This is a genomic window from Amycolatopsis sp. NPDC058340 (assembly GCF_042723975.1).
Classification (GTDB): domain Bacteria; phylum Actinomycetota; class Actinomycetes; order Mycobacteriales; family Pseudonocardiaceae; genus Amycolatopsis.
This window is the reverse complement of record NZ_JBHXIB010000016.1, coordinates 87,795-101,576: the sequence shown is the minus strand read 5'-3', so window position 1 is coordinate 101,576 and position 13,782 is coordinate 87,795. Positions and strand designations below refer to the sequence as shown.

Annotated in this window: 12 protein-coding genes; 10 read left to right on the top strand and 2 right to left on the bottom strand. The window is 69.1% G+C overall.

The genetic code is table 11. The annotated features are described in order from the left end of the window. Nucleotides 1-17 precede the first annotated feature (17 nt). From ACFWIW_RS20240 to ACFWIW_RS20230, 3 genes are read left to right on the top strand one after another with little or no spacing between them, the layout of a single operon-like run. Nucleotides 18-524: a DUF6790 family protein gene (locus ACFWIW_RS20240; protein ID WP_378369837.1), complete on the top strand. Its 507-nt coding sequence runs from the start codon at nt 18-20 to the stop codon at nt 522-524. 22 nt (nt 525-546) lie between these two features. Beyond that, nucleotides 547-1,152: a TMEM175 family protein gene (locus ACFWIW_RS20235; protein WP_378369836.1), complete on the top strand. Its 606-nt coding sequence runs from the start codon at nt 547-549 to the stop codon at nt 1,150-1,152. Beyond that, nucleotides 1,149-1,637: an HIT family protein gene (locus ACFWIW_RS20230; protein WP_378369835.1), complete on the top strand. Its 489-nt coding sequence runs from the start codon at nt 1,149-1,151 to the stop codon at nt 1,635-1,637. Before ACFWIW_RS20235 ends, ACFWIW_RS20230 begins: the two co-directional genes overlap by 4 nt. Nucleotides 1,638-1,736: 99 nt before the next feature. Here ACFWIW_RS20230 and ACFWIW_RS20225 read toward each other — a convergent pair whose 3' ends face one another. Further along, entirely contained in the window at nt 1,737-2,561 is an 825-nt protein-coding gene (locus ACFWIW_RS20225) for an NAD-dependent epimerase/dehydratase family protein (RefSeq protein ID WP_378369834.1), read from the bottom strand. Between the two features lie 37 nt (nt 2,562-2,598). After that, nucleotides 2,599-3,405 (bottom strand): IclR family transcriptional regulator, encoded by an 807-nt coding sequence (locus tag ACFWIW_RS20220; protein WP_378369833.1) that lies wholly within the window; start codon nt 3,403-3,405, stop codon nt 2,599-2,601. A gap of 154 nt (nt 3,406-3,559) precedes the next feature. Here ACFWIW_RS20220 and ACFWIW_RS20215 point away from each other — a divergent pair, with 154 nt between their 5' ends. From ACFWIW_RS20215 to ACFWIW_RS20185, 7 genes are all read left to right on the top strand, one after another. After that, complete coding sequence (locus ACFWIW_RS20215; protein ID WP_378369832.1) at nt 3,560-5,071, top strand: sodium:solute symporter family protein; 1,512 nt, start codon at nt 3,560-3,562, stop codon at nt 5,069-5,071. A 46-nt stretch (nt 5,072-5,117) separates the two neighbouring features. Then, nucleotides 5,118-6,062, top strand: coding sequence for a 5-dehydro-4-deoxyglucarate dehydratase (locus ACFWIW_RS20210; RefSeq protein WP_378369831.1), 945 nt, complete (start codon nt 5,118-5,120; stop codon nt 6,060-6,062). A gap of 2 nt (nt 6,063-6,064) precedes the next feature. Next, nucleotides 6,065-7,321 (top strand): glucarate dehydratase family protein, encoded by a 1,257-nt coding sequence (locus ACFWIW_RS20205; protein ID WP_378369830.1) that lies wholly within the window; start codon nt 6,065-6,067, stop codon nt 7,319-7,321. Nucleotides 7,322-7,325: 4 nt separating this feature from the next. Continuing rightward, complete coding sequence (locus tag ACFWIW_RS20200) at nt 7,326-8,471, top strand: hypothetical protein (protein ID WP_378369829.1); 1,146 nt, start codon at nt 7,326-7,328, stop codon at nt 8,469-8,471. A 14-nt stretch (nt 8,472-8,485) separates the two neighbouring features. After that, nucleotides 8,486-9,946 carry an aldehyde dehydrogenase (NADP(+)) gene (locus tag ACFWIW_RS20195; RefSeq protein WP_378369828.1) on the top strand — a complete coding sequence of 487 codons (1,461 nt, stop codon included), beginning with the start codon at nt 8,486-8,488 and terminating at the stop codon, nt 9,944-9,946. A 106-nt stretch (nt 9,947-10,052) separates the two neighbouring features. Next, nucleotides 10,053-12,395, top strand: coding sequence for a polysaccharide lyase 8 family protein (locus ACFWIW_RS20190; protein WP_378369827.1), 2,343 nt, complete (start codon nt 10,053-10,055; stop codon nt 12,393-12,395). Nucleotides 12,396-12,617: 222 nt separating this feature from the next. After that, on the top strand, nt 12,618-13,766 hold the full coding sequence (locus tag ACFWIW_RS20185) for an epoxide hydrolase family protein (protein WP_378369826.1): 1,149 nt from the start codon (nt 12,618-12,620) through the stop codon (nt 13,764-13,766). Nucleotides 13,767-13,782 lie beyond the last annotated feature (16 nt).

Genomic DNA, 13,782 nt, shown 5'->3' with positions numbered 1-13,782 from the left:
TAGGTAAGACTGAAGGCATGAGCAACTTCTCTTACCTTGCCCAATCCGCCTTCCCCCTGGTCTGGATGCTGGTGCCGGCCATCGGCGCGTTCCTGCGGGCCCGCCACGCCCCGTCGGCGCGGGAACGGCTGGAGATCTGGCAGCGCTGGTGGGCGATCGGCGCCCTGGGCTTCGGCAGCCTGTGGATGACGGTCGCGTTCCTCGCCTTCCCCGACGTCATGGCCACCGCCATCGGCTTCGACCGGACGCCCTTCCTGTTCGAGATCGCCTTCGCCAACCTCGGGCTGGCCGTCATGGGATTCCGCGCCGCCTCGGCCTCCGCGCGCGAACGCGTCACCATCGGGCTCGGGGCCGGGATGTTCCTGTGGGGAGCCTTGGCCGGCCACGTCTACCAATGGTTCGCCAACGGTGTCCACAGCCCCGGCAACACCGGCGGTGTCCTCGCCAATGACCTGCTCATCCCCGCCGTGATGATCATCTTGGCCGTGCGGTCCCGGAAGCTCCGTCCGGCAACCGTCGCCTGACCCAGAGGGAGATTTCTTCATCATGGCGACTCAGGCCCCTCCCGAGCGGCTCACCATGTTCATCGACGCGGTGATCGCGATCGCGCTCACCCTGCTGGCGCTGGAACTCCACGTCCCCGCCGGCGACACCACCGAGGCGATGCTGAGTTCGGTGTGGGACCACGGAAAGGAGTACCTGGCCTTCGCGGTCAGCTTCGTGGTGATCGCCGCACACTGGCGCGCGCACCACGAGATCTTCGGATATGTCCGCTCACTGAACAGCCGCCTGATCAGCCTTACCCTGGCCTGGCTGTTCATGCAGGTCCTGACGCCGTTCGCGACCCGGGTGATCACCGCGGACGGCGCCTTCCCGCCCCGGTTCAGCCTGTACGCCATCGTGCAGGTGCTGGCGTCCTCGACGTTCGCGCTGATCATCCGGGAGATCCGCCGCGAACATCTTTACCGCACGGACGCGCCGCCGCGGGCGTTCGTACAGAACCTGGTGCGCAGTGTGTGCCTGGCGGCGGTGTTCGGGGTTTCCGTGCCTGTTTCGTTCCTGACCGGGGGCACTTGGGCGTACTTGTGCTGGCTGGCGGCGCCGCTCGTGCTCGCGGTGGCCGGGCGGGTCCAGGGTAGGCATGGGGTATGACCGACCGTGTCCCGTGGCAGGCCGACGCTTATCTCGATCTCGCCCGCCGAGCGTGCTTCGTCTGTGAACTTCTCGACGGCAACCCCGACTACCCGCATCACATCGCCTATCGGGATGCCGACGCGGTGGTCTTCGCCAGCCGCTTTCCGTCCGTGCTCGGGCATTTTCTCGTCGCCCCGATCAAGCATCGAGAGCACGCGATCGGCGACTTCACCGCCGACGAGTACCTGGCCATCCAGCGGGTCGTGCACCGTGCGGGCAGCGCGTTGAGCGACTTGTTGACCGTCGAACGGCTTTACGTGCTGTCCTTGGGGAGCCGGCAGGGTAATCGCCATGTCCACTGGCACCTCGCGCCTTTGCCGCCCGGCATCCCCTACGAACAGCAGCAGACGGCGGTGTTCGACCCCGCGCGCGGCTACTTGGACGTCCCCGACGACGAATTGGCCGATCTCGCGCGACGGCTCGGCGATCGCATGACCGGCTGAGGGGGCCGGCACTGTGTGGAAATAGGGACGTTGAGTGTCCCTATTTCCACACAGTCCTCACCCGGCGTCACCATGTTGGCTTCGCGTCACCGAAAGACCTCAGAGCGGGTTGTGCGCCCCCAGCGGCGCGGTGCAGAACGGCCCGCCGACGTACTCCGCCGCCACCCCGGTCGGCGCGGGCATGTCCGCCAGCTGGGCGGCGTAGGTCTCCGCGTCGTCGAGGGATTTGTAGCCCAGCTCCTCGGCCTCGGCGAGCGAGTAGATCCGGCGCGTGTTGTCGGAGACGCCCCAGATCAGCCGGTAGCCGGGGGAGGGGTAGCTGAGGCAGGCCTCGAACAACCGGGCGCCGTCGTCGGGGGAGAGCCACGTCGTCAGGCCGCGCGGGCCGAGGACGAGCGGGCTTTCGAAACAGGAGCCGATCCGGATGACGATCACGTCCATGCCGAACCGCGAGTGGTACAGGCTGCCGAGTGCTTCGATGGCCGCCTTGCTGACCCCGTAGTAGGTGTCGGGCCGGGGGGTGGAGTCGGCGGGGAGGCCGTTCTCACCCGCTTCGTCGTTGCGCCGGAAGCCGACGGAATGGTTGCTGGAAGCCAGGATCACGCGCGGCACACCGGCGGCGCGCGCGGCTTCGAGGACGGTGTGGGTGCCGTTGATGTTCACGTCGAGCGTGGCTTCCCACGAGTTCTCGCGGCTGTGCCCGCCGAGGTGGATCACCGCGTCGACACCGGCGCAGGCCTGCGCCATCGCGTCCGGGTCGGTCACCGAAGCGGTGATCAGCTCGACGTCCTCGCCGCCCGCCGCCTCGGGCTGCGCGGCCAGGTCCAGCAGGCGCAACACCCGTCCGGAACGGCGCAGCCGCGGCCGCATCAGGGTGCCGACGATACCCGCCGAACCGGTGATCAGGACGCGCTGGTCTGCCATGTGAACCCCTTGTCAGTGAAGGAAAGTACGAAACAGGTCAGCGGATGCCGGCGCGGCGCAGCTGCTGGCCGAGCTCCGCGGTGATTTCGGCGAGGAGCTCGCCGACGCGCTGAGCGTCGGCGTCGGTGACCTCGGTGACCGGCATGGAGCAACTGATCGCGTCGGTGCCGGGGATGCGGTACGGGATCACGGCCGCGACGCACCGGACGCCGAGGCTGCCTTCCTCGATTTCCGAGGCATAGCCCCGTTCGCGGGTCTTCGCGCATTCGGCGTGCAGCGCCTCGGCGGTGGTGATGGTGTTCGGGGTGAGCGCCGACAGCTCCCCGGTCAGGAGGCCGTCGATCTCGTCGTGCGTCAGTTCGGCCAGCAGTGCCTTCCCCAGCGCGGTCGCGTGGGTGGGCAGCGTGCGGCCGACGCGGGACACGAGATGCGTCGAGTGCCGGGACTCGCGCGTCTCCAGGTACACGACGTCGGTGCCCTCGCGGCGCGCGAAATGCGCCGTGTAACCGGTCTTCTCCCGGATCCGCTCCAGCGCCTCGGTCGCGTACGGGACGACCGGGTCGCGGTCCAGGTAAGCCGTGCCGCAGATCAGCGCGCGGACGCCGAGTCGGTAGCGGGCGGTGTTGGTGTCCACTTCCAGCCAGCCGGCTTCGAGCAGGGTGCGGAGCAGGCCGTGCAGGCTCGACCTGGGGAAACCGGTGCGCGCGTGCAGGTCCGACAGCGAAAGCCAGACGTCGTTCGCGGCGAAGGTCTCGATCAGGTCGATCGCCCGCCTGGCCGACTTCACCCCGGCGGGTTCAGGCGCGCCGTTCGCCACCGTGACAGCGGCTTCCTGCTGCGGCATCCGCGCTCCTCCATCCGGCCGTTGACTTGTGACTCCGGCCATATTAGCGTCCCGAACAGCGTTCTTATGGATGAACATAATCACTATAACAGACTCCGTTCATGGATGTGAACAGGTCGGGCTGGGCCTTCGTGAACGCGGAAAGGAGTCAGCGGTGCACGTACTCGACTGGGCGATGGTCTGCGCGTATTTCGCGTTGATGGTCGTGATCGGCTGGTGGTCGCACAAGCGGATCCACGATGTGAAGGACTTCTTCACCGCCGGGGGCCGGATGCCCTGGTGGCTGACCGGGATCTCGCATCACATGTCCGGCTACAGCGCGGTGCTGTTCGTCGCCTACGCGGGGGTGGCCTATACGAGCGGGATCACCGTCTACTTCTGGGGCATGGCCAGCATCGGCATCGGCGTCGGTATCGGCAGCTGGCTGTTCGCCGCACGGTGGAACAGGCTCCGGTCGAGGCTGGGGGTGGCCTCCCCGCTCGAGTACCTCGCGCGGCGGTTCAACGTCCCGACGCAGCAGGCGCTCGCGTGGAGCGGCAGCCTGCTGAAGATCTTCGACATCGCGGCGAAGTGGTTCGCCATCGCGACGATCCTCAACGTCTTCGCCGGGGTGGACTACACCTGGGGCATCATCATCACCGGTTCGGTCACGCTGGTCTACTGCACCGTCGGCGGTCTCTGGGCCGACGCGCTCACCGACTTCGGCCAGTTCGTGATCCAGGCCATCGCGGCCATCGCCATGCTCTGGGTGGTGCTGGGCAAACTCGGCGGCGTCTCCGGTCTGTGGACGATGTGGGGCGACCTCCCGCCGAGCCACCTCAACCCGACCACGTCGAAGTTCACCACCGTGGTGCTGCTCGTCTACGTGCTGGTGAAAACCCTGGAGTACAACGGCGGTATGTGGAACCTGGCGCAGCGCTACATGGCCGCGCCGGACACGCACGCGGCACGCCGGGGCGCGCGGCTCTCCTCGATCCTGTACCTGGTGTGGCCCCTGTTCATGATGTTCCCGATGTTCGCGGCACCGCTGCTGATCCCGAACATCGAGAACCCGGACAACGCCTACGCGATCATGACGACGACGTTCCTGCCGCCGGGCCTGATCGGGCTGGTGCTGGCAGGCATCTTCTCCCACACGATGGCGATGGTGTCGTCCGACGCGAACGCGATCTCCGCGGTCATCACCCGTGACATGCTGCCGGTGCTGATCAAGAAGACCCGGCGGTGGACCGAAGCGCAGGGGCTGCTGGCCGCCCGCATCACGACCGCGATCTTCATCGTGCTGACCATGGCGGTCGCCACGCAGGCACCCAAACTCGGCGGCGTGCTCGGCATCGTGGTGCTCTGGGTCGCGGCCCTGATGGGCCCGATCTCGGTGCCGCTGCTGCTCGGCATGCTCCCGTGGTTCCGCCGGTCCGGCTCCCGCGCGGCGCTGATCTCGTGGGCGGGCGGTCTCATCGCCTACGCGATCGCTTACTACGGCTACAACGCCACCCTCGCGGTCACCGTGTCCACCCCGATCCTGGTCTCACTGGGGCTGTTCATCGGGCTCGGCTACCTCATGCCCGAGCGCAAGGCCTCCACCGACGAGATCATCGACACGATCGACCGTGACGACGAAGTCACACCCAGCAAGTCGCAGGACGGCACCACCGTGCCCGCCTGACCGGGCCCGTACCCGGGACCATCCACAAAGAACGAAAGAGAAATCCATGGCAGAGCGCAAGATCGAACTCGACGGCCTACTGGCGTTCCCCTTGACCCCCTTCACCGAGGGTCTGGAACTGAACCTCGACGCGTTCGCGGAAACCGTCGAGAGCCACGTGGCCGCCGGAGCCGGCGCGCTGTTCGTCGCCTGCGGTACGGGCGAATTCAGCTCGCTGTCCCCGGACGAGCACGCAGCGATCCTGCGCAAGGCTCGTGAGGTCGTTTCCGGGCGCGTGCCCGTATGGGTCGGCGCGGGCGGAGGTGCGGCGTCGGCCCGCGCCGGGATCGCGGCGGCGGAGGCGGGCGGCGCGGACGGCGTCCTCCTCCTGCCGCCGTACCTGGTGACCGGTCCGCCGTCCGGGCTGGTCGACCACGTCCGGTACGCCGTCGGGGATTCCTCGATCCCGGTGATCGTCTACCACCGTTCCACCGGCGTGCTCACCCCCGATTCGGCCGTGGACCTGCTCGGCATCCCGTCGGTGGTCGGTATCAAGGACGGTTTCGGCGACGTCGAACTCATGAGCCGGATCATCACCACGATCCGCTCCACCGGCACCGACCGGGCCCGGGATTTCCTGTTCTTCAACGGTCTCCCGACGGCGGAGGTCTCCGCGCGCGCCTACTCCGCGGTCGGCGTGGCGCGGTACTCCTCGGCCGTGCACTGCTTCGCCCCCGAGATCGCGGCCCGGTTCCACCGTGCGCTCGCGGAGAACGACGACGCCGTCATGGAGGCGCTGCTCGCCGGCTTCTACCTCCCGCTGGTCGCGTTGCGGGACGAGGGACAGGGTTTCGCCGTGTCGCTGGTCAAGGCCGCCGCGCGTCTTCGGGGTGACAAGGTCGGCTCGGTCCGGCCGCCGCTGGTCGAGCCCACCGCGGACCAGATCGCCCGCCTGGAGAAGATCGTCGACGACGGGTTCGCCGTCCTCAAGTCCGTCGAGGCCGGTGCCTGACGATGAAGGTTCTCGACGTCGTCCTGACCCCGGTCGCCTTCGCCGACCCCCCGCTGCTCAACGCGATGGGCGTGCACGAGCCGTTCGCGCTGCGCGGGGTCGTCCAGCTGATCTGCGAGGACGGGGTGGTCGGCCTCGGCGAGTCCTACGGTGACCTCGCGTTCCTCGAGCAGGTCCGGAAGGTGCTGCCGGAACTCAAGGGACACGACGTGTTCGACCTGCCCGGCCTCCGCCGGAAGGTCGCGACCACGCTGGGCGAGGTCGTCTTCGCCGACGCGCACGGGCTCACCGGCGGTTTCTCCGTCAGCAAGACCGTGGCCAGCGTGTACTCGCTGTTCGAGGTGGCGGCGCTCGACGCTCAAGGCCACTACCTCGGCAGGCCGGTCGTGGACCTGCTCGGCGGCAAGGCACGCGACGCCGTCGACTTCTCCGCGTACCTGTTCTACAAGTTCGGTGCCCACATCGGCGCCGAGGAGGACTCGTGGGGCGAGGTGACCACGCCGGAAGCGCTCGTCGGCGAGGCGCGCCGCATGGTGGAGGAGTACGGCTTCGGCTCCATCAAGCTCAAGGGCGGCGCCTTCGACCCCGACCAGGAGATGGACGGGATCCGCGCGCTCGCGGACGCCTTCCCCGGCCACCCGCTCCGCATCGACCCGAACGCGGCATGGACGGTCGAGACGGGGATCCGGGTCGCCGAAGAGCTCGACGGCGTCCTGGAGTACCTCGAAGACCCGACGCCGGGTATCGAGGGCATGGCGCGGGTCGCGGAGAAGGCGAACATGCCGCTGGCCACGAACATGTGCGTGGTGCGCTTCGCGGACATCGAGCCCGCGTTCCGGCAGCGAGCGGTCGGGGTCATACTTTCGGACCATCATTACTGGGGTGGTCTGCGGGACACCCAGGCGCTGTCCACCACGGCGGAATGCTTCGACGTGGGGCTGTCCATGCATTCGAACAGTCATCTCGGGATCAGTCTGGCCGCTATGGTGCACGTGGCCGCGGCGACGCCGCATCTGACCTACGCCTGCGACACCCACTGGCCGTGGAAGACGGCCGACGTCATCGCCCCGGGTGCGCTGGAGTTCGTCGACGGTGCGGTCGCGGTGCCCGACAAGCCGGGGCTGGGGGTCGAGCTCGACCCCGACGCGCTGGCGCGGGCCCATGAAGACTATGTCCGAAGTGGACAGACCAAACGGGATGACGTGACCTATATGCGGAAGTTCGTCGGAAGTTTCGAACCGAACACGGCACGGTGGTGACAGCGTGAAGGTCACCGGATACGCCTACCCCTGGGACGTCGTCGACGATCCCGGCTTCGTCGAGCGCGTACGCGAGCTCGGCGTCGACGAGGTCGCCGTCGCCGTGTCGTACCACAGTGCCCGCGCGGCGACACCCTGGTCGCCCGAGCGCACCTCGGTCGTCGCGCGCCACGCGGCGCTGTACCGGCCGGTGCGCGACGAGGCCTGGGGTGAGCTGAAGCCCGCCGAGCCGGACTGGGTCGAAAGCCGAGACAGCGCGGGCGACGCCGTCCGTGCGCTGACCGAGGCGGGCATCCCGGCCGCGGCGTGGCTCGTGCTGACCCACAATTCGCAGCTGGGCACGGAATTCCCGGATTTCACCGTGCGCAACTGTTTCGGCGAGCGGTACCCGTGGGCGCTGTGCCCCGGCCAGCGGGCGGTGCGCGAGTACGCGGCGAACGTGACGGCGGAAAGCCTCGCCGGGCTCGACTTCGCGACGGTGATCCTCGAAGCCTGCGGTCCGCTCGGCGCCGTGCACCAGCACCAGCACGAGAAGACCGACGGCGTCTGGTCGCCCGCGGTGGCCCGGCTGCTGTCGATCTGCTGCTGCGACGACTGTCTCGACGCCTGGGCCGCGGCCGGTCAGGATCCGGCGAAGGCGCTGGGCAAGCTGCGGGCCGAGGTCCGGCGGCTGATCGACAGCGGTGACCTGCGGGCCACCGAGGACAAGATCCTGCCCACGCTCCGACAGGTCCTGCTCGACACCCGGCAGAACGCGACCGACGCCCTGCGGCGCGCGGTGCTCGAGAAGATCCCGTCCGGGCCCAGGATCGTGCTGCACGGCGCGATGGACCCGTGGGTCACCGGCGCGCTGCCGGGCCTGACGCCGTCGGCCCCGGACGACGTCGACGCGGTGGTGCTGCAGAACTGGGCACCCGGTCACCCCAGTGTGAACGCCGTCGCGGCGGCACGGGCGAAACTGCCGGAGAAGGTCGCCATCGGCAGCTACATCACCGCGGTGGCGGCGAGCCCGGTGCCCGACATCGAGGCATACACCACCGAACTCGGCAAGGCAGGCGCCACCGAACTGCACCTGTATCACCTCGGCCTCGCCGGCCCGGGGCGCTGGGCGGATCTCATCGCCGCGGTCAGCGCCGCGCAAGAACTCTAGGAGAAGCAAGAACCATGAGCCAGGCAACGGATCCCGCCACGCTCGACCAGATCCTCGCGGCCGCCGCCGATGCGGCAGGCACGGCGGCGGCCGCGACCCCAGCCCAGCGCGCCGGCTGGCTGCACGCGGCCGCGGACGCCCTGGACGCGGCGGCCGAAGAGCTGATCGCGCTGGCCAACCGGGAGACGCATCTCCCGGCGTCCCCGCGGCTGCAGGGCGAGCTGAAGCGCACGACGTTCCAGCTCCGCCTGTTCGGCGAGGTGCTGGCCGACGGCGAGTTCCTCGGCGCCACCGTCGACCACGCGGACGCGGCCTGGCCGATGGGGCCGCGGCCGGACATCCGGCGGCTGCTCACCCCGATCGGGCCGGTGCTGGTGTTCGCCGCCAGCAACTTCCCGTTCGCGTTCAGCGTCGCGGGCGGGGACACCGCTTCGGCGCTGGCCGCCGGGTGCCCGGTCGTGCTCAAGGCACACTCGGGACACCCGGAGCTGTCCGCCCGCACCGGCGAGGTCCTGCGTGAGGCGCTGGTCGGCGCCGGTGCGCCGGAAGGGATCTTCGCGGTCATCCACGGCCAGCAGAACGGCGTCACGGCGCTGAAGGACCCGCGGATCCAGGCGGCGTCGTTCACCGGCTCCCTGCCGGGCGGGCGCGCGCTGTTCGACATCGCGACCTCGCGGCCGTCGCCGATCCCGTTCTACGGCGAACTCGGCAGCGTCAACCCGGTCGTCGTCACGCGGGCCGCGATCGACGCGCGCGGTGAGGCGATCGCCAAGGGTTACGCGGGTTCGTTCACCCTCGGTGCCGGGCAGTTCTGCACCAAGCCGGGACTGCTGTTCCTGCCCGAGGGCCACGGCCTCGAAGACACGCTGCGCGAAGCCGTCGCGGCGGTCCCGGCGCAGCCGATGCTCAACGAGCGTATCGCGGCGGGCTTCGCCGACGGACTGGCGAAGCTCAGCGAGGTCGACGGTGTCGAGGTGCTGTCGGAATCCGGTGGCGCGGAAGGGATCTCGCATGGCGCGACGCTGCTCGCCACCACCGCGAAGGCCTTCCTCGCCGACGCCGGCACGGTCCGCGAGGAATGCTTCGGCCCGGCGTCGCTGATCGTCACCTACGCCGACCAGGCCGAGCTGATCAGCCTGCTCGGCGTGATGGAACCCGGGCTCACCGCGACCATCCAGGGTGAAGAGTCCGATGTGGACTGGATCCGCCCGGTCCTCCCGTCGCTGACCCGCGTCGCCGGTCGTCTGCTGTGGAACGACTGGCCGACCGGCGTCACCGTCACCTGGGCACAGGAACACGGTGGTCCCTACCCGGCGACCACCGCGCCGACCAGTACCTCGGTCGGCACCGCCGCGATCGAGCGGTTCCTGCGACCGATCGCCTGGCAGGGCTTCCCCGACGCGCTGCTGCCGGAACCGTTGCAGGAGAACAACCCGTGGGACCTGCCCCGCAGGACCGACGGGAAACGCCAGTAAACCTCGTGAGTGGTAAGGACGGTTCTAACCGTCCTTACCACTCACGAGGCCCCAGCACCCGCCGCCGCCCTTGAACCCGTCTCGACGCCCTTTGGGAGGCACTGTCATGCCCGGTTTCGGTTACTTCGACAGGAGAACGGCCTTGCGGGGAGGCGCGGCAGCGGCCGCTTCGATGGCGCTGACATCCGCTCTCGCGGGCACTTCGTCCGCGCAGCCCGCCGCTCCGGGGACGTCTTCCATCGTGAGGGGCTATCGCGAACTGCAGACCGGCATCGACCGGCCGTCGGCGGAGCGCACGGCCGCGCTGGCGAACCTCGACAGGGTCGCGAAGGCCTATCACGACAGCATGACGGTCGGCGACGGTCCACTGTGGAAGGATCTCCCGCTCGGCCCCGGCAGCGAATTCACGACGTCGATGTACGCCCGGCTCCGCGCGATCGCGGTCAACTGGGGTACTCCCGGCGGCGCGCTCGCGGGCGATCCCGCGGTCCTCGCGCGGATCAAGGGCGCGCTGGAACTGCTGTACACCAGCGATCAGTACAGCGAGAAGACCGCCGAGATCGGCAACTGGTACACCTACGAGATCGGCATCCCGCTCTACCTGCTGCACATCCTCGCGACGGTCGCCGACGAGCTCACCCAGGACGAGCTCGCCAGGTACCTGAAGCCGGTGCTGAAATTCTCCGGCGACCCGAACCGCCGCACCAACAACCCCAGCGTCGTCGAGACCGGCGCCAACCGCGCGGACAAGTCGACGATCTCCATCGTCTCCGGCGCGATGCTGGGCGACGCCGAGCGGATCAAACGCGGCGTCGGCGCCTTCACCGACGTCGAAGGCGGGGGAGCGGCGAGCGTCATCGCCAAGCTCCATCGCTCGGCGGGCGACGGTTTCCACACCGACGGATCGTTCCTGCAGCACGATTCGGTGCCGTATCCCGGGCATTACGGGATCATCCTGCTCACCGCCGTCGCGTCGGCCATCCATGTCACCAAGGGCACGGAGTTCGAACTGCCCGCCGACGTCCGCGACGCGGCGTACGCGCTGGTCTCCGACACGTTCGCGCCGTTCGTGTACGCGGGCGCGCTGATGGAGTCGGTCCGCGGCCGGTTCCTTTCCCGGCAAGGGGAGTCCGCGCATGACATCGGGCACCAGCTCACCGGCGCGGTGGTGTTGCTGGCGCGGTCGGCGAGCGGGAAGCGCAAGGAGGCGCTCGGCGGTCTCGCCGCGAAGTGGATCACCGAGGACACCTTCGCGCCGTACCTCGAGATCCCCGACCCCGAGCGGTTCGCGCCGGGGCCGGACCTCGTCGGCATCCCCGGTATCGAGTTCGCGCAGGAGCTGCTGGCGACCAAGGTGCGGGCGACGCCGACGGTCGCGACACATCGCGTGTTCGGCCAGCAGGACCGGATGGTGCACATCACCGAAGGCTGGTCGGCCTCGCTCGGCGTCGCCTCGACGCGGATCTCGCGGTACGAGTCGATCAACTCGATGAACCTGCACGGCTGGTACGTCGGCGACGGTTCGCTGTATCTGTTCCTGCCCAAGGCGAAGGGGCATTTCACCGACGCCTACTGGCCGACGGTCGACCCGCTGCTGCTGCCGGGCACGACCACCAAGAGCGGCCCGGCCCCCAAACTGGAGTCGGTGCCGCTGACGAGCAAGGATCACTGCGGCGGCGTCCGCTGGGACGCTCGGCACGGCGCGCACGCCCTCGACTTCGTCTCGCAGGACGGCACGCTGACCGCGAAGAAGTCGTGGTTCTTCACGCCGTCCGGTGTGGTGTGCCTCGGTGCCGGGATCACCGACTCCTCCGGCGAGCGGGTCCGCACCACGATCGAGAACCGCAACCTCGGCGAGAACGGCAGCGGTGTCCTGCTGGCCGACGGCCATCTCGTCGGCGGCTCGGAGTCCTTGCGGCGCAAGCGATGGCTGCATCTCGAACGGGTCGGCGGGTACGTCCTGCTCGACGACGCCGAGGTCACCGCGCTGCGCGAGGACCGGACAGGGACCTGGCGCGACATCGACAAGGGCGCCAACACCAAGGGCACCACGGTGCCCTACACCCGGCGCTATCAGAATCTGGTCATCGAACACGGTGCCAAGCCGTCGAACGCGAGCTACGCGTACGCCGTCCTTCCCACCGCGTCGGTGCTGCAGACGATCGCTTCGGCCTGGTCGTGGCGCGTGCGGTCCAACACCGCGACCGTGCAGGCCGTCCGGCTCTGGGACGCGACCCTGCTGGCGAACTTCTTCGCCGCCGGCTCGGTCGACGAGGTGTCGGTGTCCGGTCCGGCTTCGGTGGCGCTCGGGCGGACCTCGAACGGTTGGCAGCTGGCGGTTTCGGATCCGACGCAGCGACAGGAAGTCCTGCGCGTGACCGTGCGACGGAAGACCGTCGAGGTCCCGGTGAAGGACACCTTCGGCGCCACACAGATCGTCCGCGTTTAGCCGACTGAACGCGGGTCGGTCGCCGGGCCGTTGTGACGGGGGCTTTCATCGCATCGGATGCGGGGAAAGCCCCTTCGCCCCTCAATGCTCGCCAGGGGACACGTCTGGACCACGAGCCCGCCATGAACGGCGGCCGCCAGGGCCTTCAGGCGGATCGCGCCCGCTGACTACGGCCGATCATTCAGGTCAGGATCTGGCCTGAATGGCCCCTACGGTCACCTCATGACCGACATCGAGCAGTTCCGCATCGACATCCCGCAGTCCGATCTGGACGACCTGACCGACCGGCTGGCCCGCACGCGCTGGCCGTCGGCGCTGCCCGGTGCCGAGTGGAGCCGGGGCGTCCCGGTCGCGTACCTCAAGGACCTGGCCGAGTACTGGCGAGACGGCTACGACTGGCGCGCGTTGGAGAAGCAGCTCAACGAATTCCCGCAGTACACCACCGAGATCGACGGCCAGCGCGTGCACTTCCTGCACGTCCGGTCGCCGGAACCCGGCGCGATCCCGCTGATCATGACGCACAGCTGGCCCAGCTCGATCGCCGAGTTCCTGAATGTCCTCGGCCCGCTCACCGACCCGCGAGCCCACGGTCTCGACCCGTCGTGCGCCTTCCACGTCGTCGCGCCGTCCTTGCCTGGCTTCGGTTTCTCGCCGTTCCCGGAGCCGGCCGACGAACGACCGTGGGACATCGCCCGGGTGGCGCGGGCCTGGGCGGAACTGATGAGCCGCCTCGGTTACGAACGCTATGGCGCGCACGGGAACGACGCCGGCGCGCTGGTGACGCCCTGCCTCGCGGTGCAGGCGCCCGAGCACGTCATCGGCTCGCACATCACGTCCGGGCTCGGGGTGCCGACCGGCGATCCGGCCGACTTCGAGGGGCTCACGCCGCAGGACCAGGCCGATCTCGCGGGGCTGCTGGAGCGTTTCGCGGGCGGCAGCGGATACGCGCCGTACCTGACGAACCGGCCGCAGACGCTGAGTTTCGGCTTCCTCGATTCGCCGGTCGCGCAGCTGGCGTACCTGGTGGAACGGTTCAAGGAGTTCGACGGCTGGCCCGACGGCACGGCGCCCGCCGAGCCGATCGACCGCGACCTGCTCCTCACCAACGCGACCTTGTACTGGCTGACCGGGACCGGCGGCACCTCGCTGTGGCCCTACTACGAGGGGCAGGCCGCGATGCCGATGGACCAGACGGCGGTGCCGACCGGCGTCTCCCACGGCGGGCCGTCCGCGTTGCGCGCGATCGCCTCGCGCAAGAACGACGTCGTGCGCTGGGCCGAGCACGAAAGCCCCAGTCACATGGTCGCGATGGCCGTGCCGGACGACGTCGTGGCCGAACTCCGCGAATTCTTCGGAAAACTCCGGAAGTGATGTCGAGCGGTGGTCA